The organism is Bdellovibrio sp. BCCA, from assembly GCF_037996825.1.
GTDB lineage: Bacteria > Bdellovibrionota > Bdellovibrionia > Bdellovibrionales > Bdellovibrionaceae > Bdellovibrio.
This window is the reverse complement of the sequence record NZ_JBBNAC010000002.1, coordinates 95,781-114,708: the sequence shown is the minus strand read 5'-3', so window position 1 is coordinate 114,708 and position 18,928 is coordinate 95,781. Positions and strand designations below refer to the sequence as shown.

The 18,928-nt window shown below is 41.3% G+C and carries 26 protein-coding genes; 19 read left to right on the top strand and 7 right to left on the bottom strand.

The window, feature by feature from the left end:
* Positions 1-97: 97 nt before the first annotated feature.
* Positions 98-493: a hypothetical protein gene (locus AAAA78_RS19195; protein WP_340593851.1), complete on the bottom strand. Its 396-nt coding sequence runs from the start codon at positions 491-493 to the stop codon at positions 98-100.
* Positions 494-620: 127 nt separating this feature from the next.
* Between AAAA78_RS19195 and AAAA78_RS19190 the strand changes: the two genes are divergently transcribed.
* The 3 genes from AAAA78_RS19190 (at position 621) to AAAA78_RS19180 (ending at position 2,454) form a co-directional block, all read left to right on the top strand.
* Entirely contained in the window at positions 621-1,382 is a 762-nt protein-coding gene (locus AAAA78_RS19190; protein WP_340593850.1) for a histidine phosphatase family protein, read from the top strand.
* Positions 1,383-1,445: 63 nt separating this feature from the next.
* Complete coding sequence (locus AAAA78_RS19185; RefSeq protein WP_340593849.1) at positions 1,446-2,057, top strand: hypothetical protein; 612 nt, start codon at positions 1,446-1,448, stop codon at positions 2,055-2,057.
* Between the two features lie 118 nt (positions 2,058-2,175).
* Complete coding sequence (locus AAAA78_RS19180; RefSeq protein WP_340593848.1) at positions 2,176-2,454, top strand: hypothetical protein; 279 nt, start codon at positions 2,176-2,178, stop codon at positions 2,452-2,454.
* Positions 2,455-2,658: 204 nt separating this feature from the next.
* Here AAAA78_RS19180 and AAAA78_RS19175 read toward each other — a convergent pair whose 3' ends face one another.
* On the bottom strand, positions 2,659-3,336 hold the full coding sequence (locus AAAA78_RS19175; protein ID WP_340593847.1) for a metallophosphoesterase: 678 nt from the start codon (positions 3,334-3,336) through the stop codon (positions 2,659-2,661).
* 10 nt (positions 3,337-3,346) lie between these two features.
* Positions 3,347-3,613 (bottom strand): hypothetical protein, encoded by a 267-nt coding sequence (locus AAAA78_RS19170; RefSeq protein WP_340593846.1) that lies wholly within the window; start codon positions 3,611-3,613, stop codon positions 3,347-3,349.
* Between the two features lie 72 nt (positions 3,614-3,685).
* Here AAAA78_RS19170 and AAAA78_RS19165 point away from each other — a divergent pair, with 72 nt between their 5' ends.
* The 7 genes from AAAA78_RS19165 (at position 3,686) to AAAA78_RS19135 (ending at position 9,877) form a co-directional block, all read left to right on the top strand.
* Positions 3,686-5,203 carry a class I SAM-dependent methyltransferase gene (locus AAAA78_RS19165; protein WP_340593845.1) on the top strand — a complete coding sequence of 506 codons (1,518 nt, stop codon included), beginning with the start codon at positions 3,686-3,688 and terminating at the stop codon, positions 5,201-5,203.
* 8 nt (positions 5,204-5,211) lie between these two features.
* A complete protein-coding gene (locus tag AAAA78_RS19160) occupies positions 5,212-5,574 on the top strand; it encodes a hypothetical protein (RefSeq protein ID WP_340593844.1) in 363 nt (120 codons plus the stop codon).
* 61 nt (positions 5,575-5,635) lie between these two features.
* On the top strand, positions 5,636-7,786 hold the full coding sequence (locus tag AAAA78_RS19155) for an SNF2-related protein (RefSeq protein WP_340593843.1): 2,151 nt from the start codon (positions 5,636-5,638) through the stop codon (positions 7,784-7,786).
* Positions 7,787-8,187: 401 nt separating this feature from the next.
* Complete coding sequence (locus tag AAAA78_RS19150; protein WP_340593841.1) at positions 8,188-8,727, top strand: hypothetical protein; 540 nt, start codon at positions 8,188-8,190, stop codon at positions 8,725-8,727.
* Positions 8,727-8,981 (top strand): hypothetical protein, encoded by a 255-nt coding sequence (locus tag AAAA78_RS19145; RefSeq protein ID WP_340593840.1) that lies wholly within the window; start codon positions 8,727-8,729, stop codon positions 8,979-8,981. Before AAAA78_RS19150 ends, AAAA78_RS19145 begins: the two co-directional genes overlap by 1 nt.
* A 10-nt stretch (positions 8,982-8,991) precedes the next feature.
* Positions 8,992-9,261 (top strand): hypothetical protein, encoded by a 270-nt coding sequence (locus tag AAAA78_RS19140; RefSeq protein WP_340593838.1) that lies wholly within the window; start codon positions 8,992-8,994, stop codon positions 9,259-9,261.
* Between the two features lie 100 nt (positions 9,262-9,361).
* A complete protein-coding gene (locus AAAA78_RS19135; protein WP_340593836.1) occupies positions 9,362-9,877 on the top strand; it encodes a hypothetical protein in 516 nt (171 codons plus the stop codon).
* 16 nt (positions 9,878-9,893) lie between these two features.
* Here the strand turns inward: AAAA78_RS19135 and AAAA78_RS19130 are convergent, their stop codons facing one another.
* A complete protein-coding gene (locus AAAA78_RS19130) occupies positions 9,894-10,418 on the bottom strand; it encodes a hypothetical protein (RefSeq protein WP_340593835.1) in 525 nt (174 codons plus the stop codon).
* Between the two features lie 177 nt (positions 10,419-10,595).
* On the opposite strand from AAAA78_RS19130, the gene AAAA78_RS19125 reads away from it, so the two are divergent.
* From AAAA78_RS19125 to AAAA78_RS19115, 3 genes are all read left to right on the top strand, one after another.
* Positions 10,596-11,534 carry a 3'-5' exonuclease gene (locus tag AAAA78_RS19125; protein WP_340593833.1) on the top strand — a complete coding sequence of 313 codons (939 nt, stop codon included), beginning with the start codon at positions 10,596-10,598 and terminating at the stop codon, positions 11,532-11,534.
* An 11-nt stretch (positions 11,535-11,545) separates the two neighbouring features.
* Positions 11,546-12,181 (top strand): hypothetical protein, encoded by a 636-nt coding sequence (locus AAAA78_RS19120; protein WP_340593830.1) that lies wholly within the window; start codon positions 11,546-11,548, stop codon positions 12,179-12,181.
* 93 nt (positions 12,182-12,274) lie between these two features.
* Positions 12,275-12,967: a Bax inhibitor-1/YccA family protein gene (locus tag AAAA78_RS19115; RefSeq protein WP_340593828.1), complete on the top strand. Its 693-nt coding sequence runs from the start codon at positions 12,275-12,277 to the stop codon at positions 12,965-12,967.
* A gap of 20 nt (positions 12,968-12,987) precedes the next feature.
* On the opposite strand, the gene AAAA78_RS19110 is transcribed toward AAAA78_RS19115, so the two are convergent.
* Together AAAA78_RS19110 and AAAA78_RS19105 are read right to left on the bottom strand one after the other, a co-directional pair.
* On the bottom strand, positions 12,988-13,674 hold the full coding sequence (locus tag AAAA78_RS19110) for a hypothetical protein (RefSeq protein ID WP_340593826.1): 687 nt from the start codon (positions 13,672-13,674) through the stop codon (positions 12,988-12,990).
* Positions 13,675-13,676: 2 nt separating this feature from the next.
* Entirely contained in the window at positions 13,677-14,213 is a 537-nt protein-coding gene (locus tag AAAA78_RS19105; RefSeq protein WP_340593824.1) for a DUF6036 family nucleotidyltransferase, read from the bottom strand.
* 212 nt (positions 14,214-14,425) lie between these two features.
* Here AAAA78_RS19105 and AAAA78_RS19100 point away from each other — a divergent pair, with 212 nt between their 5' ends.
* The 5 genes from AAAA78_RS19100 to AAAA78_RS19080 all read left to right on the top strand — a co-directional run bounded on the left by AAAA78_RS19100 (position 14,426) and on the right by AAAA78_RS19080 (position 17,705).
* Positions 14,426-14,995, top strand: a complete 570-nt coding sequence (locus AAAA78_RS19100) for a hypothetical protein (RefSeq protein WP_340593823.1) — start codon at positions 14,426-14,428, stop codon at positions 14,993-14,995.
* A gap of 100 nt (positions 14,996-15,095) precedes the next feature.
* On the top strand, positions 15,096-15,677 hold the full coding sequence (locus AAAA78_RS19095) for a hypothetical protein (protein WP_340593821.1): 582 nt from the start codon (positions 15,096-15,098) through the stop codon (positions 15,675-15,677).
* Positions 15,670-16,257: a hypothetical protein gene (locus AAAA78_RS19090; protein WP_340593819.1), complete on the top strand. Its 588-nt coding sequence runs from the start codon at positions 15,670-15,672 to the stop codon at positions 16,255-16,257. Before AAAA78_RS19095 ends, AAAA78_RS19090 begins: the two co-directional genes overlap by 8 nt.
* Positions 16,258-16,554: 297 nt before the next feature.
* Positions 16,555-17,253, top strand: a complete 699-nt coding sequence (locus tag AAAA78_RS19085; protein WP_340593817.1) for an SOS response-associated peptidase family protein — start codon at positions 16,555-16,557, stop codon at positions 17,251-17,253.
* 197 nt (positions 17,254-17,450) lie between these two features.
* Complete coding sequence (locus AAAA78_RS19080; RefSeq protein ID WP_340593815.1) at positions 17,451-17,705, top strand: hypothetical protein; 255 nt, start codon at positions 17,451-17,453, stop codon at positions 17,703-17,705.
* Between the two features lies 1 nt (position 17,706).
* Here the strand turns inward: AAAA78_RS19080 and AAAA78_RS19075 are convergent, their stop codons facing one another.
* The gene (locus tag AAAA78_RS19075) at positions 17,707-17,952 is read right to left on the bottom strand and encodes a hypothetical protein (protein WP_340593814.1); all 246 of its coding nucleotides are present in this window, start codon (positions 17,950-17,952) and stop codon (positions 17,707-17,709) included.
* 124 nt (positions 17,953-18,076) lie between these two features.
* Here AAAA78_RS19075 and AAAA78_RS19070 point away from each other — a divergent pair, with 124 nt between their 5' ends.
* Positions 18,077-18,922 (top strand): ATP-dependent DNA ligase, encoded by an 846-nt coding sequence (locus AAAA78_RS19070; protein ID WP_340593812.1) that lies wholly within the window; start codon positions 18,077-18,079, stop codon positions 18,920-18,922.
* The last annotated feature ends 6 nt before the right edge of the window (positions 18,923-18,928 follow it).

The window sequence follows — 18,928 nt, the reverse complement described above, 5'->3', positions numbered from 1 at the left end:
ATGCCGCCGTTTACGGGCTCTGGTTGACTCACCATTTTTAGGGAGTTTTCGATCAACTCAAAAAAGAAGTACATAAGGCTTTTCATAGCAATTCTCCTTATTTCATTTGGATGCGTTTATTTGCCGCGACAATGGTTTCTTTGCTGTTCAAATATGGGTCATACCAATCATCGTAAATTTCGGTTTTTGAGGCCGTACTTGACCAATGGCACTCGATTTTTTCGAACATTTGATCGACGAAAATGGTGGATGAATGTATCGGAAATCCCATAATCATTGATCGTGGTTGCATTCGACCAGCACTGTTAATCTCGATCACTGTTAACCCGTATCTGCTGCCCTCAGAATTTAGTCCGGTAACGGCATAGGTAATATCCGGCGTGAACCTATGCTTGATGCACTCCCCATTTGAAAAGCCAGCATACGTCAAACTTGGAAGTGAGATGACGATAAGTAATATTTTCAGCACTACCACGGTAATCATGTTTCCCATGGTTCCATTCTAACAAAATATGACAAAGATGGTTGCCGAAAGTAACATAATGATTCAAAGTGGGACGCTGTCGTTATTTATGACTAAAAAATTGGCTTTGTAAGCTAATGAGAATGGGAGACGACAGATGAGAAGAAAGATCTTTCTTGTTAGACATGCAAAGTCCGAGGGTAACTTGGTGATTCATACATGCCACAGCGAGGGCGTTGATTATCCAGAATCATTCAGGAATCACGTCGACCGAGAAACTCGCGTCCTCCTGCCTGAAGCGGAGAGCCAAATCAACGAGATGGCAACTAAACTTCTGTCAATTCTTGATAACGGGGTTCGCATTCTCACTTCTGATTACGCAAGAACTCAAGAAACGATACAACTTGCGGGCGTAGCAATGGGTCGAGAAATTTCATTTACGGTGGATCCTCTTCTAAATGAAAGGAACTGGGGAATATACGAACAGCTACCGCTTTCTGAAAAGAACTCCCTGAGAAGGAAGAAAGAAGCTGATCCGTTCGGCGTGATTATTCCAAACGGGGAGAGTCTAAATCAGGTAAAATCTCGATTCACAACTCTTCAATTGAAGTACGCGCACGTTCCAATTGTGCTTGCATTTACTCATCAAGAGTTCATTATTGCAGCGATTTGCGAATGGCTTGATATTACCACTGAACAATTCAAACAGATGAACCTATATGTGGATACTCCGAACTGCTGCATTGTTGAAATGTGTGAAAATGTAATCGGGGTAAGAAATGTTAAGATTCACAGCGACGGAGTTGCAAAGGTAATTGCACCCTCGTCTCATGATCCAAATTCATATCAGCATTACGAAAATATGGCCGAAATTTTCAGATCCGAACTAGCTCAAATACTCGCGAAAAAAGTTGCCTAGATAAAGCCTGGAAAGTTTATAGGGGATATTGTTTTTCTAAAAGGCGAGAGATACAAACTTGCCATGAAAAACGGATATATTTCACACGGACGATATCGTAAACGCATTAAAGAGACTGAACTTAGGGATCATTTGATCACTCCGCAAATTTCTTTTTTCAAAGAAGACAACGTCGCAGCAGCGAGATCTACAATTACCGAAGCTATATATTTGTATTTTGAAAAGAATGAGAGTGTAACGCTGACTAACATCATTATTTTTCATGCGACTATAAATTCAATCAAAGAACTCTATCCAAAGGAAGTTCAACGGGTACTTTCCGATATGAATCTCAATATTGACGTAATAGATGCTCATACTCATCCAACCAAAGCCTTAGAGAGGCATTGCTTGCTCGCAGGGAGTGCAGCAATTCGAATCTACATTCTTATGGGCGGGCTGATCACCCGTGAAATGATCATCTTCCTTATTTGGTCAATGGTTTGTGTTTCAAGTTTAAGGAAGGTAGCAATTCACGGCCCAGAAGACCAAATTTTTGAAGTGATGCCGGAAGTATCCATTTTTGATTCAAAACCTACGATGAGGCGTGAGCTTTTTCGAGAACTTAAGAAGGCTGTAAAGAAGAGGTATCAACCATTTCCACAACTCATCCGCGAGAAGAAATCTGCCAAATAGATCACATTATTTCTGTTCATAAATTGTCAGATTGTTCATCTCACCTTGGTACGCTTGCCATGTAATTCTTTCAAAAACATGGTAAACATGGTTACCATGATAGAGCGATGGAGGTATTATGAACGGTTTAATGCTTATTCAAATGGTTCTCCAAGTGATCGGCCTTATGGCTATTGGATCCGCCATCCTTAATGTTGTTGAGATTCCGGACTTCGATGTGACGGTTAAAGAACAGAATCCAATCCGCTGGACTTATGTACGAATCCGTCAGATGTGCTTTGATTTAAAGAAGAGATTCAAAAAAGAGCAACACATGGCTGAAGTTGTAGATCTCGCAGCCTATCGTACACGTCGAGTTTCTAACCAGATACAGCCGAGCGAGTCAAAATCAGCTTAATGATCCTGACCGTCTAGGCACGAAGAGATATCAGACTCATATTGTTGATGCCTCTTCGCCATCTTCTTTAGCTTAAAGGCGCACATAATAGTCAATAGTACTGCGAATCCATGAGCGCAAGGCCAATCATTGGCATATCCTTGATATGCTCCCAAAACAAGAAAACAAAAGAATAATGCCGAGATGACTTTTTTGAATATTTCCTTATATTGATCGCCCAAGAATTCTCTCCAGGTAACGGATTATCTTGGACCTTTTCTCCTGTTCGCGAATAAGTGCAATAATCTTGCTTTCAGAGATTGGGTATCCGCCCAATGTATCCCAACTTACATTGATCTCGTTGTCATGAACCAAGGGGCCAGCGTGATAGTGCCCATGAATGTGCCACATAGGAGTGTATTTGGGATAAAATTGATGATAGGTTTTCGAATCCTCTCGGAAGGCTCCAAAAAGCTGGGCAACCTTGTTGTAAATTTCCCGGAGTGGATGCCAATGATAGGGATAGTGCTTAAGGTGCACCGGAATTTTTCGCGTTGTCCCGTTTTCGTTAACGGAAAACTTGATCACGTCCTCATCCATTATGTCACTAAAACCCATTTCGATATAGTCACGGTATTTTAGTAGGCGCTTGGATCGTCGGTCATGATTTCCAACGATAAGAATCTTCTTGCCGTTAAGTCGCGACAAGAACTCCTTAGTTTCCTCAAATTTACCAAAAGAGAAATCGCCGACAATATACGTCGTATCATGCTTAGAAACCACTTTGTTCCAACGATAGACTATAATTTCGTGCATATTTTCAAGCGAAGGAAAATTCCTGTACTTTTCATACAGTTGCAATTCATGAAAGGCATGAATATCAGAGATAAAGAAGCGTGACACAGCGAACCCCTTACCTTTTAGTGATCTGTCTTTTGTAGCAATCGAGGTGGACCGTAATTTTGTTTCCCTTCTCGAGAGTTCTGAAATACCAGCCACCTTTAACTTTCTTTACTTCACCGACCACCATGGTTTGATAAAGCTTCTCGCCATTGAAATCGTAACAGGTTACCTCACTAACTGTTCCAATGAGAATGTTAGGAAGAAGCGTGGTGGCTTTACTCATGTCGGATAGTGGAAAAAATACTAGACCGACTACAAGGACAATAAGGAATCTCATTATGTGCCTCCTGCCATTCATTATAGCGGTAAACATGGTAAACATGGTAGTTGTATGATAGGATGTATCATATTGAAATTCCGTATAAGGAGATCAGTAATGCTGCCGGAAATCGTTGCTCAAAAAAGTGAAAATCAAATCGCGTCTGATGTATCCGATCTGTTTAACGAATATCAAATTGAGCTTGCGAAAATCTCGGAACTAGGAAAACTGCTTAAGAATTTTGAAGGGCCTTTTCAATATTTTATCAAGGGTAACAAGCTACATTCTTCCTACACTCGCCACATGGACCCTGATCTGGCCGTAAAAGCCTTAAACTCCGAATATTGGGACCGAGCTATCAAGAAGACCGATATGCTTGACTATATGTCGGCACAAGAAAGATCCGAGTGGCATAACATGATTTCCGAATTCAAAACACCAGAATTCAGCGCGAAGAATCTCTATGCCACACTTGATCAATTCATTAAAAACAAAGATCAACTTTTAGCTAAAAAGGTCGATGGAATTTTTCGATCTTTATCGGGTCATCACGTTACCAATAATCCAATGGCGTTTTCAAAGAAGATGATCATTTCAAATGCTTTAGATAGCTTTGGCTCTCCAAATTATCGCACTTGCGAAACTCTTGATGATCTTCGCCTTATTGTTGCTAAGTACATGGGTCGGGATACTGATGATTATGATCCAAGAACGCGATCTACTTTGCGAATTACGGAATTCGGTCAAGAAGTTAAGATAGATGGGGGAGCTCTTACTTTGAAGATATTCAAGGTTGGGACCATTCATATCCAAGTTCATCCAGAGATTGCGATATACCTTAATGATGTTCTTTCGAACTTGTATCCTGCGGTTATTGCTTCATCTAAAGGTCGACCTTCTAAGGCAAAGAAAGCATACGACAAACCCCTTCAGAAGAATTTTTTGAGCGATGAAGTTCTTAGAATATTGATGGATATTTCCGAATATCGGAATCGTTCAATTTATACCAAGAATCAAGTCGTTAAAGAGATCCTCTTATACCTTGGCGCTATTGAAGAAAGTGGGACATTCCATATTCCTGAAGAATCCATTGCAGGACTAAATGAAATTATCAGAATGGGTTGTTATCCAGAAAAGAAATCAAATCAGTTCTACCCAACGAAATCCGCTCTCGCTAGCATGGTAATTTCAAAACTTGGTTACATTGAAAGTTGGGACCGAGTTCTGGAGCCATCTGCCGGGCAGGGTGGATTGTCTGATCGCCTTCCTAAAAAGAGAACTACCTGTGTGGAAATTGACCCGGTGAATTGCTCCATTCTAAAAGAAAAAGGTTTCAGCGTAGTTGAAGGAGATTTTCTTTCTCAGAGTTTTGAGCGCAAGTTTCAAAAAATCGCAATGAACCCACCATTCTCTGACGGAAGAGCTCTTCAGCATCTTAATAAGGCCATTGAACTGCTAGATGATGGTGGGACATTGGTCGCCATTCTTCCTTGTTCGTTAGTTGGGAAGGTCGATGTGAGTGGCGCTGCAATCGAATGGAGTGAACCTATTGAGGGACAATTCGACGATACAAACGTAAGAGTCACAGTGCTGACTATTAATAAATAAGGGTATGGATGAAGCACTTTTGGAAGAATATTTTTAGCGGAATAGGTTCGATAATTTACCTATTCCCAAAAAAGAAGAATCGAAAGTTCGGTCATCATGAACTATTTCTATCAAAGGATGTCGACTTTTTCACAATAACGGACGATCTTAACTTGAGTTTGCATGAAATTGTTGACCGTGCATTAGAAATCGCATCTAGGCGGTCTTCTGCAAACGGGTGGCAGTCTCACCTTCTTTTTAAGCATGATTTAGTGGCCATTCAGCCCCACGGGAATACTTATCGTTTCATATTGATCAACGGAGAAGTGGAAAAATCAACTATCGACGGTCTTCTTGATTCTTCCTCGTTTTCAAAAGTTGAAAATCCATAGAAATTTCATTTATTAGGACAAATAGTATCTAGAAAGCAGAAGATCTGCATTAAGCCTCTGTATGCTCGAGAAGCTTCTGCAAACAATGTCTCTTGACGAGGCAAAAGATTTTGATGGCCAGGTGGTTCGAAGCGATAAAAATTCAATCGCTATCGACGCGCGTCCTCATGTTATGCAGAAGATTCGCCCCTTCTTTAAGGCGGATGTCAGTCAAATTAAAGGTATCTTCACTCACGAAATTGTTGAAATCAGCCTAACAAGAAGTCAGTGCCGCGATCTAGAAATGTTCTTGTCTCGGTATGACTTCTGTATTGATGAAGATCTTCTGGATGAAATCCTTAGCAAGGCTCGCGAGTTTGACGAGGTTCAAGAGACGGTCAGGAATTCTGCAAAAAACAATCAGTACAAAATTCCAGAGCGTGGCCGCGAAATGAAGATTGATCTCTTCGAAGATCAAAAGGTGTTCTATAACCTAATTGGTGCTCTAAAGCGCACGCTTCTTGCCGATCCCGTGGGTAAAGGTAAAACCTTTTCAGGTCTTTCAGTACTTTCATATGAAGACACCCTACGATGTCTGATTGTGTGTCCTTCGAACATCACTCCCCAATGGGAAGAGAATGTTAAACTCGCATTTCCCGATCTGCGAACACATATCATCCGTGGTTACAAAAACTACGATTTACCTTGGGATACCACAGATGTATTCATAATCTCTTACAACTGCCTCCCATATTGGCAAGATGCTCTCGTTGATATTAACGATCCTCGCTTTAAGTATTTGCTGATAGACGAAGTTCATGAGCTAAGAAACGCAAGCTCATCTAAAAGTCAGGCGTGCCGTGCGATTTCAGAAACAGTTAACTACTGCGTTGGAATGTCAGCGACTCCCATCATGAACTATGGTTCCGAAGTGTGGGATGTAATTGATGCGATTTACCCTACTGCACTTGGAACGAGAAGTAATTTCGTCAGTGAGTGGTGCCAAGGTGGAAAAGAGATTAAGAAGCCTGAAGCCCTCAATGAATTCTTGATTTCAAGTGGCCTTATGATTCGCAGGGAAGGAAAGTCTAGCAATAAAATTTCGACTCAAGTCATCAGCATCCCGCCAGACCTCGGGAAGGTGAATGATGAAAAAGCTATTGCTGCCAAGCTAGCCATATCGCTACTGACTGGTGGTATTAGTGATGAAGGTCACCGCTCATCCACTTTTAACCTAACACTTCGGAAACTTACTGGAGTAGCTAAGGCCCGCCCAGCTATTGAGTTCGTAAAGAATTTGGTGGATCAGGGAGAAAAGGTGGTCCTGGTCGGATGGCACCGTGAAGTCTACGACATTTGGGAAAAGTATCTTAAGCAAAATGGCATTCGATATGTCATGTGCACCGGAAGTGAAGATCCGAAAGAAAAAGAGCGTTCTAAAAAGGAATTCCTTGAAACAAATGCTTCTGTCTTTATCTTGAGTCTTCGCGGCGGAGCGGGCGTTGATGGTTTACAGCATGTCTGCTCAACTATGGTAATTGCTGAGCTTGATTGGTCTCCAAATATGCTTGAGCAGATTGTTGGGCGAATCGACCGTATCGGCCAGTTGAAATATGGAAATGCTTATATCCTCGTAACAAACTATGGCCTTGATCCATTCATGATGAATGTTCTTGGAATTAAGAAAAGCCAACATTTAGGCGTTATTGAAGGCAACGTCAATAAAGCGAAGGTATTTGAAGGTAATTCGCAGTCGCAAACAACGGAAAGAATGAAAGAGGCCGCCAGAGCATTCTTAAAAGAAAATGGATTTGAACTACCTGAGGAAGTGGTAACTAAAGGTGTCACTCGTGCCGTTGCGGAGTTACTAGACAACATGTCAGTACCAACAACCACCGAAACCTCTATGCAGGTTGCAACTCACAATGTGTTTAAAGAGCACCTTTCTCACCTTACGGTGCATCGCGAATATATCCTCGATAAGCGCAATAGGCTCGATTTCTTGGTTGAAGATCCTAACAGTGATGATCGCGTCGTTGTTGAGCTTAAGAAAACTTCCGACAACAAGAAAGGCGTCTATAACCAGGTTCGAAGATATATCGAGGCCTTTAAGGATAAAGGCGGCATTTCTGGCGTTATTTTGTTTGCTCCATGGTCGGGAATTAATTCATTCAATATTGATGGAATTCCAGTGGTTATCATCGACACAAATCGCGGAGCTCTAAAGGTTTAATCATTTTTGACATGGTCCCTATTTACCTGTTCGGCGGGAACAGTATGCAGAGAGCAAAATGGTTTGAGTTAGTAGAACAGCAGACAACACATTGGGACAGGAAGAAAGGCGACACTCTGATTCTCTTTTTCAATGGATGGGAGCCTGCCGAATTCCACGAGGCAATGAGTAATCTTACTAAAGCTGGCGCTCGATATGTGGATCACGGCTTTGATAAGACGAGTGGAAAAACACATCTTCTAATTAGAGAGCCGGAGCTGACGGAGTAGGGGGCATCGTGGATAGAATCGAAAAAGTTACGTCACAGTTTGGTGGATGGGATAGAGTTAAAGGACCATACGGCTTGAAATATGAAATATGTATTTTGAATTCAGCATTCCAGAATTAGGAGGGAAGTAAGAATGGAAAACTTGAAGAAGATGACTGTTATTTTATCGGCATATTTTAAGAACGACGAACAGCTTCAGAATTCGAATGATGTGTCTTTCCTACTTGAAAACCATCGCGTTTGTATCGAAGAACTTCGTGATGTTATCGATAAGCTCGACAAGATTGATAAACCAGACAATCTAGACAGAGCTGCAAGGCTAATTCAAAAATATAATCCATCAAGAGCTGAACTGAAAGAGGCTTATCACAAACTGGCTCGAAAGGAGCTAAAGAAGCTAGCGATGAATCTTGGTTTCGAAAAGATTGAAGTATCTTCTAATCAGGCAGGGATTGCATCAATCGGTGAAACTACCTTAATGGCGATGAATTCAAAGGGGCAGGGTTTCTCCATCGTTTTGGGAGGAACATGGTCTTATGCTCGCGCCATTAAGCATCTCAAGGATCACACTGGTGGAAGAAACCACTCACTTCCTTTTGATTGCTATCGTGTCGAGGACATCACGAAGGTTGTCAATAGAATCATTGAAAACTACACAGAGGAGTTCAGGTAATGAATGGCGTGATAATGAACAAAGCCACGAATTGCAATGTCACGGGCAGAAAAAGCGAGAAGCGCGAAATACTTCTCGCTCGGCTCAATGATTTAAAGAGAGGTGCTGATCACGACTCACCTCTCGCTCTGTCGCCTTGGGAGAGAGATTTTATCAATCAACTTTCTAAAAAGGTTAAAGAACAACCAAAGTGGACACCCAGCACTGTTCAGATCGAGAAAATCAATGAGTTATGGGATCTTCATTTCGAATAAAGGGGAAATTATGAAAAATGACGAAAGAAACCAAGATTTCGATACCAATGGCGAAAAGAATGATGAATTAGTTGATGAACTTATTAGTAATGTCAAGATTGCAGTTCAGAGCTTTAAATTTGATGAATTAATTGAGCGAATAACTGAAGAATCATTACAAAAATCCGGATTGAAAAAGGATGAATTCCTCAGAAGAAGTTTTGATGGAAATAGTGAAGTTTCTTGGTTAGTTCGGAAAATGATTGGCGAGTTTCTTTCCGAAGGAAAGATTAAAAGATAGATGGATTCACTAAGGAATCCTGCATCAACCTGATTGCACTGAGAAATTTTCTTCGGTGCATTTTTTAAGTACCCGGAAACGAACTTAGTTAGGAGTCACAGTGCAAAAGCAACGTCTTATCGATATTGGTCTTAGTCATCACGGATTTCTTGTGTCACGCAATTATAACAGTTCAACCGATCTTGAGGCCCTTGGCCTTGTAAGTTCAGAAACTTCTGAAGCAATTATTGCGTTGATCGAAAACGAAGGTGAAGAGCGCTTTCATGAAGAAATTTCTGACATTGGTCTTAGGGCTATTGGCATCATTTTCCGGTACAAAGCGATTCTGGTAAATCCAATGTGGATTGAAGATGCTGTCGCGCGGGTTAGGTCCAACGAATCTTGGATGTCATATATCACCCCTAAAGATGCTGTGACACATACGCTTTTTCCAATTGCTAAAGCAATGAATGAGGCTAGAAAAATGAAAGTTACCCAGCATTACTGCGAATGCTTGTGTGACATTCTAGCAATGGTTCTCATAGTTGCTTCTGATCTTGGAGTTGACGTTTATCGACATATGGAGATGAAGATCGCAAAGAACCTGGAGAAGCCTCCAAGTGATCGTATTAAATAGGGGGATAAACTCCCCTTTACCTTTTCAAATTGATTGCGTGATACCTCTCTACGTCTGAGATTATCGAATCGAATCTAGAATTCTTTAAGAGATCTTCAAGATACCCGTAAATGCCAGCCAGGCGTACTTCGAGTGAGTTTAGGTTTACGACTCCTTGGTGTCCAATAAGGAAGGCAATATTTCTCATAAAAATATCATCAATTAGCTCATGGATGTAATGAGCAATGAAGGCTCTCTTGCGATCTGGATATTCATGCGTAGATACTTTAGTGGCAGCCTTGGTGGCACAAATTGCAAAATGACTCATGAGCCCTTTTAATGCCAGCATTTTTGTAGCCCTCGTGTAAATCGGGATGTTATGGCTTTTCACGGGAATTGATAAAAGTAGGTTCATGACCTCAATGACGCCAGCGTCGAACACATGAATCATGAAACTGCGTCCGTATAGCGTTCGGTAATATATTTCTACCGCCTTAATTGTGTCCTCCGGAGATACTCGCTTCTTCAGAACTGTCAGAAGTGTTTTTTCCGCTTTCGTCATGACTCCTCCACAGACATTAAATGGGGACGGGCTCAAAATGAGAATCTTTGGAGATGTTAAAAGTGACGGGATTTGTTTTTGTGCCATATTGGTGCGTAATTCTTTCAGTCTACCACCTTCAGTTGTCATTATCTTGGTTAACATGGTAAATATGGTATAAGCAAAGGCGGAGGATAAATGATTAAGCTCGGATCGGCCAAAGCAATTCCTTGGAAGAATCTGTCTCCGGACGGGGAATCTGTAATCCTTCGTCGTCTGCAAGATCCATTATTTGAACCCCCAGCCTACTACAATAAAGAGTGGTTGGATTCAAATGCAGAATCTGTTGCTGAAGCTCTTATTCTCGACTGTGAAACGACCGGAACTGATGCTTTCTATTGCGAGATTATTGAATTGGCAGCAAAAAGAGTTCTTTATAACAAAAAGACTGGTGAATTTCTTGCAATCACTGGTTCATATCAAGCGTTCCAGGAACCAAAGAGTGGTCATATCTCTGAAGAGATTACGGAGTTGACCGGGATTACCATTGACCAAGTTAAAGGTAAGTCTATCGACTGGGGGGCGTTTGAGACGCTTTTGTCTCCTTGTGGAGTAGTAATTGCTCACAATGCGCCATTTGACCGATCATTTGTCGATGTGAAGTCTACGATGTCGAGAGAGAAAGTTTGGGCCTGCTCTATTGATTGTATCAAATGGAAAGCTCAGGGTATGCCAAGTGCAAAGCTTGAGTTATTGTCCGTTTACCACGGCGTATTCTCGAACGCTCACCGCGCAATGGCGGATGTGGATGTTCTGGTTCATATTTTAGCAAAATCTCGTAAAGGTGATCATTCAGAGTTCGAGACAAACTTCCACGAGCTCCTTGAGCGTGCACGAATGCCTAAAGTCCGTGTTATCGCAAAAAACTCCCCGTTTGATATGAAGAACCTTCTAAAGGTGAAGGGATACCTGTGGAATGCGGAGTACAAGTATTGGTTCAAAAATCTTCCGGAGGCCGAGCTCGAAGCAGAGAAGGCTTTCTTGAAAGATCGAATTTACAACGGTGCTGATTTGTCCGTTGTTCAAAGAATTCCAAGAGTTGATGTTTACAAAACCAACATGTCACTTGCTGGTTAAAATAGGGGACAATGATGCGCTATCTTCACGTTTTACTGTTCGTATTCGCGGTGTTGATTACTACTATGGGTTGTTCTTCTGGGGGAGGGGCTGACGATCACACAAATCCCCCTACGACGATTCCGGCAGAAAATCCTGGCGTTCTGCCAGAACAGCCCGTGCTTGTGCCTGAGGCTCCAGGAAATAGCAACCCATCAGTGCCTGGAAGTGGAGAGACGCAAGAGCCAGGTTCTGGAGAAGGTGAGGGTGGAGATGAGATTACTCCAGAGACGCCAGAAAATCCTAATGGGTCGTCTGACGATCCCGAGTCGCTTACAGTCGTCCAATATGTCCCAGAGGGACGTTCACACAGCTATCAGATTCGGGTAACAGTTAAGAATGTATCGAAGGACAATATTACTTACTGGATGGTTTCATTCATCCCTCCAGTCGCAACAGAACACATTACTTGTTGGAGTTCCACGTCTTCAACAATGAATGAGGATGAGGGTGTTTTGACTTGGATTCCCAATACCCTTCAGTTTAGAAGAATGGCTTCAGATGAATCTCGCGATATGCACTGCCAAATCAACCTTAAGTACCGTCACGAGGGATATTCCGAGGAGGAAAAGGTACTCAGAGGACTTTATGCATCTAAGGTTCTTTAGCTTTTAGAAAGCAGAATTTGTTCGATTTTTTACACACAAAAAATGCACCTTGATGGCTAAGAGCTCAGAACAATCAACCCACAGGGGAAGAAAATGTCTGAGAATTTTGCGCTAAAAAGAGTTGAACGAACATCAATTGGAAACGATAAAGTGTCCTTTGCTGGAGTCAAAGTTAAGACTCTAATTTTGTTGGCAATAATGGTGTGTGCTATGTTGCTTTTTCCGTACATGGCACTTGGAAATATCGCTTTGATCGGTATCGCTCTTACCGGGTTTGTAATTGGGCTTGTTGTAATCTTTAAGCAGAGCACGGCCCCATATCTCTCACCAGTTTATGCAGCCCTTCAAGGATTAGTAATCTCATTCATCTCTTCAATGGCTGAACAACAGTATCAAGGAATTGCCGTATCGGCAGCTGTGGTGACTATCATTTTGTTCACAGTGGTTTTGACTCTCTATAAAAAGCGCATTCTTAAAACGAATGAGAATACAGTACTTTATATCTGCGGCGCTCTGCTAAGCATTCTCGTCCTTCGGCTTGTTGATCTTGCTATGGGAGGAGCTTTAATTCCCGCGAGTGGTTTTTTTGGCATCGGAATTCAAGCCGTAGTCGTTGGCGTTGCAACTTACTCTTTTATTCTCGACTTCAAAGAAGTTGAGAAGGCTGTCGAAGAAGGTCTTGAAAAGCGACATGAATGGTATCTCGCATTTGGTCTTCTTGTTGGTATTATCTGGCTGTATCTCGAAGTTTTGCGACTTCTTCGCACGATTAAAGAAAAAGTGTAAAGAAGCTCGCTATCTTAAATCTAAGAAATTGATTGCGCCGCTTCTGCGGCCTTCATTAAATATTCTAGAGAAATTCCGTTCAGCTTGTTATTAAGGATTTTGGAGACAAACATTCTGTTTGCTCCTGTTATCTTTTCGATAGACGAGTTTGAGTGATTCACCTTTAATGATTTAACTTGCGAAGCGTAGTGTGCTTTCAAAGCTTCTATGCCGAATCTAGAGCGGGCCCATGCTTCGTCTTTAATGTCTTTTGGGATGCCTTTATTAAAAGGAAGGTGAGCCTCTACCAAGTTATGGTTGAGGAGTTCTGGAATGGCCTCATGAAGCGTTCTGGTCGCCATCTTCGAGCCAATAGGAATGACTCCTACATATAGGAACTGGGGGGCAGGATCTTTAATTCCAGTGATCGCCTCTTTCATCCATCTAGTAAACTGAACCGCAGCTTGCCCAGATTCAGGTCCACAGTATGAGAGCACGAGAATTGCGGCAGCTTTTATCATAAATGGAAATTGAGATGCCTTCGCTTTTCTATTGAGAAGTTTTGGATCGAGAATGTACCAGAAGTCTCTTATGAATTCTACGCAGACCTCCATCAAGCGGGGATCTAAGCGAGACTCATCAAGGTACGCAACAAGGTCGGACTCACCAATTGAGAAAGGTGAATTCTGAATGAAGCTGTATGTTTCAGCCTTGCTTGCGCTCTTCATTATTACTCCTCAGTTTTGTCGTAAAAAAGTTCCAACGCTCTTGTCGCTTCCTTTGGGAAGATTGCTTCGAGTTCTATTAATCTTTTCTCTATGCTTTCAAGAGAGATTTGCTTCCTTCTAAGAAGGAAGTTGATGTGACTCATGTCTTTTGGTCGTCCGGCCATGAATTTCATGATCAATATGTCTTCTGCGCCGAGTGAGTACGCTGCTATTACTTTGCCAGTAAAAACTTTTTCATAACGATCTTTTGCATCTTCATCCAGGTACAGAGTGAATGATTGAAAGTGTGGATTGAACCAATCTTCGTCAATATTCAATTCCTTTGCTACTTCTGCGATGAATGGCTTCACGGTTTCGAAATCTATTCCAAGTGGAATTGCGTCGATATCGCGGGTTTGGCCGTCATAACCGTGGCAAATCATCATAGAGCCGCCCCCACCAATAATGACCTTGATTTGACTCATGCCCGCAGCGGCGAGCTTTTCATCCAAAAGAGAAAGAGCCTTCATTCCTAAATTTCTGTTTAATTCTTGTCTCATAAGTAAATTATAGGCTTAAATGCCTACAATTTCAATAAAACTTTACTTTTTAGTATTTTAAACGAATTTATGAGGCAATGGGAAGTTTTTCAAAGGGAAATATGACAAAAATCAACGTATACGGGCCCCGCTTTCCAGGGTATCGGGCGAGCCTCGGGGGTGTCCCGCTCTGAGAATTTGACTGCCCAAACTCATCAATCTATCATCGTCTGATGAATCCACTCCTAGATACAACACTTTTAAAACAAATCAGAAAACTCAAAGAGAGAATTTCTGAATGCGAATTACAGAAAGGTGTACGGGATAGTTTTGTTAGGTCTGTTTCTGAGATCGAAGAAGCTGTACTTACAAATGATTCAGACAAAGTTTCTCAGTTGTGGAAGGATTTTCTTATCAGATCTAAAGGAACTGGATTCACAGAATTTCTCAAGCAAGAAAGGGAAGCTTGGATTCAGCTTTCAAAAATAGCAAATTTTGACCATGGATTTGAAGTTAAGCCAATCATTCCAGTCGAATGTCGGCCAGCGCGACCTGAAGAATTCTTTGCTTCATTAAGAACTAAAGTAAACTCGTCATCCCTAAGTTCGGAAAATAAGTCTATGGCTAGAGTCTGTTTGAGTTATCTGATCGTCGAGTGCGAGCGTGTTAGGTACAGAAGAGAATCTCGGACAATGAGAGAAGCGTGGGATATATGCAAGACGTTTCTAGATTTGGCTAAAATCTCTTATGCTTCCGATGATTTTGTTTTAAAGTGTCGTATTGATGATTTGTTTAAGGGTTAATGTCAGTCGCATTGTGTTATCGTTCTTTTTGTTCAATAAATAGGTTTTTGTCTATCAGCACTCGATGCTACTATTTTGTAAACCAAAATGAGAGCTTTTGATGAGTAAAGGTTTCGTTCAAATTGAATCTACCATATGTTTTTCGCAGACAGTAGGGACTGAGCAATTGCCACTTTCACTGGGCCCAGGCAATCCTATTGAGCCGGGTCAGATCCTGAAAAGTGATCGAAGTTTGATTGTTCGTTGGATGACGAGCGCTAACGACAAAGAGCTTCACGGAATTATTCAAACAGCTATGCACCAACATTCTTTAACAAGGATATTGGCCAGTTTTAAAGAATACTCACCGCAGTTAATAACAAAATGCAAAGATCTCGGTGCGGAAAAGATGACTGCTAGATTACTTTACTATCCAGAAGGCGAAGGTACTGAAGAGGTCGTTGAGTTGATAACGTGGACAAAACATTCATACTTCGCGAGGGCTAAGAAGGCTTTTAAGGCAGAGTTCTTTAAATCGGTGTTGCCGTCTTTTTTGATAATTTTGATTGTGGTTGGTTTTGCCGTAGAGGGAGATTTTTTATCGAAAGCTAAATATGCTCTTCTTACGTCATTTCTGGTAACAGTGTCTCTGACGTATATTGCGCCATTATTTGAAAACAACAAGGAGTTCGTCCGTGACTAAGGTTGAAATTCCTACTTATAAGTTAATTGCTGGACTCATCAAAAATATTGCAGCTGATGATTTCCAAGTTTCTTCGCAATTTTTGGGGCAATCTTTAGATCCCAAATGGAAAAGTACTGAAGTGATAATTTCTTATCAACCAAATTATGAAAACGAAGGACTGCTTTCTGTTGTTGTAATCGGATCTGGAAATACAACAACCGATCTAAATATTTGCAAAATGATTGCAAGGAAGAATAGAAATATAGGTTGTAGAGTTATCTTATTGTCGGACTTGCCAGTTGTTCACTCGGAGTATATTCGAGGTTTAGACGGGGAGGATCGCATCATTGCGATAGGTTCAGAGGCGTATCCTCGAGACTCAGCTGAAACTATTATCTGTCTGGCAAAGAAAGAAAATTTTGATCGACAATCGCGTGAAGAGGTATACAGAGAAAGACTTATGCAAATGGGTATTCGAATTGATCCTCGAACGGCAATACTGGCACAAACGTCTCCGTTTCATGATACTGAAAGAAGAGTAGTTTCATTAATCAATGCCTTGGGAGTTCAAGAACCAATGCGTGGTCAGAACATGTAAACGCCGTTAAGTGGCTCGCCATCTTCATCAACGCCGGAGTTATCAGTTTTCTTTGGCACTTGAGGAGGAGGTGTATTCGGAGAAAGGTCGGATTTTACCTCTTCCTTGCATGTTGAACAGTAGTGATATGAAAATGTTCGGAACTCCTTGAGCTCGGTTTCTTTGCCACATTTGCACTTCATAAAACACACCTCTTTTTCATGTTAATCATGATTACCATGTTTTTCCACGTATCGCGGTTTTTGTCTCAATCAAATACACATTGATGAATAGAATGGTCATAGCTAGAGTTGATGAATGTGCAGTGAATACGAAATTACAGTCACGAAAAAGATTTTGGAGGAGAATCTGTCGCACCCTATCGTTTCAGGAAATGACTTATGGAATCTACGGGTAAAAATGAGCATGAAGGCTCCCGTCATTGTCGCAAAGGGAGATAGTCTTCAGGTCGTCGAAAAGACTTTTCCTGTTATGCCATTCCCAAACGCGAGATTGTCTGGCGCTCAATTCCTGCCTAATGGCGAGGCTGTAGTAAGGAGAATTTCAGATTTGCCGACGTGGAGGGATGGATTTCAATCAAATCCCTGTGTCGTACCAATGACCGCCTTTTTTGAGCCAGCCTATTGGGGAAAAGAAAAGGGGAACATAGTAAGATTTTCGGACGATGAAATAATGTTCGTAGCCGGAATTCTTCTTTCGCCGAAAAGGCCACCCGGTCCGAATTTAAGTGCGTTTGCCTTGATTACTGATTTAGCGACCGAGTTCATGCTTGGCTATCATCATCGCCAAGTAAAGGTACTTGGGCGCGAGTCTGTTTTGCCGTATTTAAAGGCCCAGGATGCCCGCCAGCGGTTCGAAATTCTCTCTGGTAGTCCAAACCCTTCTGAATTTATCGTTGGGCGTGAGAGGTCAATGGCGAAAGGGTGGGAGCGTCGCGTTGCCGAGCAGGAAGCAAAACTTCAACAAGAGATTGCTTTCAGAAAAATGATGATTTAGAATTTAGTAATAATATCAAATAGTTAACGTAACATAAGGTCACTTATCGGAATAATTCATGTCAGGAATTTTTCATGTATTCTGCAAGAAATTCTGATTCCAATCTTATTAAATGCGGCTTCTATTGGGAGGTTGATTATTGCTTTCGCTTATGTGGAGAAATTAATATTAAAAACGAGCTTAACTGAGGATATGCAATGACTAACAAATTCAATTCTATTTCACAATTAGCTACTGATGATGCCATTCACTCTGAGGCTGGAAAAATGTATCTTGAGCTAAATGAAATATGGGCAAAGATTAATTCCTTTGAATCGAAGGGCTTATTGGTAGAACCAAACGACCTACTTCAACTTAAAATGTCCAAAGATATAATTTCAAATCTACAGAGCAAAGTCTTAGACTTAATGGCCGTGACACTTGACGTAGATCGGATGGATACCGGAAAGTAAGTTAAGGAGTTTTCGCAATCCAATCAGAAAGTTCGGCTCTGATCGGATTTTCTTCTTTCAAAGTATTGAGATCTATTCCTTTTGAAATTAGTGACTGGATTTCCTTTGAATCTTTCTTGATTTCCTCGTGCAGAGCTTTGCACTTTTCGTAAACTTCAGTGCTTAGGCTTTTAGGATCTTCTTTGAACAAATTCATTCTTTTTGTGAATCTAGCGAATTCTTCATCAGTCCATTCATCTCGTGACATTTTTCACCTCTTAATAGCTGAATTCTACTCAGTATCATCTTCTGGTCAATACTTCTGGTAAAGTCGCGGTCCAGAAGATCTGTTGTTGCGTAAAATGTATCCAAGATTCTGTTATATTTCCAGAATGATAAATGTTCCCGCAAAACCACTTTTAACAGCAAAAAGCCCGCCCAGCGGCTCGGAATGGATCCATGAGCTAAAGTATGATGGATATCGAATGCGTGCGTACAAGGTTGGCAAATGTGTTTATTTGATCAGTCGAGAAGGTCTTGATTGGTCAAAAAAATTTCCCGCAATAGTAAAAGAACTATCGTCAATTAAGGAAAGCTTCTTCGTTGATGGAGAAATAGTTGTTTTTGACCGTGAAGGAAAGCCAGATTTTGAATCTCTTCAAGCGAATGCAAGGTCTGGAAAAGCTGATGCACACTTTATGGTCTTTGATTTACTCAAGTTGAGAAGGAGGTCGTTTCTATCCACTCCCCTTCTACAGAGAAAAAATCACCTGAAACAGTTTCTTTCCGAATGTAATCTAAAAAGAGTTAAGTACGTCGAACATTTTGACGGAGACGATGGGGAGGCTTTATTGAAACTTGCATCTAAGTATAATTTAGAAGGCATTGTTTCCAAGAAAGTCGATTCATTTTATGACTCAGTAAGAAACAACAAATGGCTGAAGATCAAATTACGATCCAGGGCGAAGGCTTTCATATCAGGAGTTAAAGTCGACTCAGACGGAAAAATTGAACACGCCATTGTCGCTCTTGATGGAAGAGTCATTGCAAGAGCTGAATTTGGATTGTCTTCTGAAGTAAGAAAGAAGCTTTATAGAAGAATTCCACGAAATAATTCATCTCAAAAGAATGGCGAAGTGATACTCTTCAGGGAACTTGTTACGGCTGAAATATCATTTCTTGAAATAACTAAGAGCGGAATGCTTCGCGAAGCCGCAGTTATATCAGTCGAAGGCTAATGGCAA

Bases quoted from the DNA above. Each gene is read 5' to 3' on its own strand.
- AAAA78_RS19145 (WP_340593840.1), top strand. From the start codon at position 8,727: ATGAATGGCGTGATAATGAACAAAGCCACGAATTGCAATGTCACGGGC.
- AAAA78_RS19190 (WP_340593850.1), top strand. From the start codon at position 621: ATGAGAAGAAAGATCTTTCTTGTTAGACATGCAAAGTCCGAGGGTAAC.
- AAAA78_RS19140 (WP_340593838.1), top strand. From the start codon at position 8,992: ATGAAAAATGACGAAAGAAACCAAGATTTCGATACCAATGGCGAAAAG.
- AAAA78_RS19075 (WP_340593814.1), bottom strand. From the start codon at position 17,952: ATGTCACGAGATGAATGGACTGATGAAGAATTCGCTAGATTCACAAAA.
- AAAA78_RS19085 (WP_340593817.1), top strand. From the start codon at position 16,555: ATGTGCAGTGAATACGAAATTACAGTCACGAAAAAGATTTTGGAGGAG.
- AAAA78_RS19125 (WP_340593833.1), top strand. From the start codon at position 10,596: ATGATTAAGCTCGGATCGGCCAAAGCAATTCCTTGGAAGAATCTGTCT.
- AAAA78_RS19130 (WP_340593835.1), bottom strand. From the start codon at position 10,418: ATGACGAAAGCGGAAAAAACACTTCTGACAGTTCTGAAGAAGCGAGTA.
- AAAA78_RS19115 (WP_340593828.1), top strand. From the start codon at position 12,275: ATGTCTGAGAATTTTGCGCTAAAAAGAGTTGAACGAACATCAATTGGA.
- AAAA78_RS19185 (WP_340593849.1), top strand. From the start codon at position 1,446: ATGAAAAACGGATATATTTCACACGGACGATATCGTAAACGCATTAAA.
- AAAA78_RS19070 (WP_340593812.1), top strand. From the start codon at position 18,077: ATGATAAATGTTCCCGCAAAACCACTTTTAACAGCAAAAAGCCCGCCC.
- AAAA78_RS19105 (WP_340593824.1), bottom strand. From the start codon at position 14,213: ATGAGACAAGAATTAAACAGAAATTTAGGAATGAAGGCTCTTTCTCTT.
- AAAA78_RS19170 (WP_340593846.1), bottom strand. From the start codon at position 3,613: ATGAGATTCCTTATTGTCCTTGTAGTCGGTCTAGTATTTTTTCCACTA.
- AAAA78_RS19160 (WP_340593844.1), top strand. From the start codon at position 5,212: ATGAAGCACTTTTGGAAGAATATTTTTAGCGGAATAGGTTCGATAATT.
- AAAA78_RS19110 (WP_340593826.1), bottom strand. From the start codon at position 13,674: ATGAAGAGCGCAAGCAAGGCTGAAACATACAGCTTCATTCAGAATTCA.
- AAAA78_RS19195 (WP_340593851.1), bottom strand. From the start codon at position 493: ATGGGAAACATGATTACCGTGGTAGTGCTGAAAATATTACTTATCGTC.
- AAAA78_RS19180 (WP_340593848.1), top strand. From the start codon at position 2,176: ATGAACGGTTTAATGCTTATTCAAATGGTTCTCCAAGTGATCGGCCTT.
- AAAA78_RS19155 (WP_340593843.1), top strand. From the start codon at position 5,636: ATGCTCGAGAAGCTTCTGCAAACAATGTCTCTTGACGAGGCAAAAGAT.
- AAAA78_RS19080 (WP_340593815.1), top strand. From the start codon at position 17,451: ATGACTAACAAATTCAATTCTATTTCACAATTAGCTACTGATGATGCC.
- AAAA78_RS19100 (WP_340593823.1), top strand. From the start codon at position 14,426: ATGAATCCACTCCTAGATACAACACTTTTAAAACAAATCAGAAAACTC.
- AAAA78_RS19150 (WP_340593841.1), top strand. From the start codon at position 8,188: ATGGAAAACTTGAAGAAGATGACTGTTATTTTATCGGCATATTTTAAG.
- AAAA78_RS19120 (WP_340593830.1), top strand. From the start codon at position 11,546: ATGATGCGCTATCTTCACGTTTTACTGTTCGTATTCGCGGTGTTGATT.
- AAAA78_RS19095 (WP_340593821.1), top strand. From the start codon at position 15,096: ATGAGTAAAGGTTTCGTTCAAATTGAATCTACCATATGTTTTTCGCAG.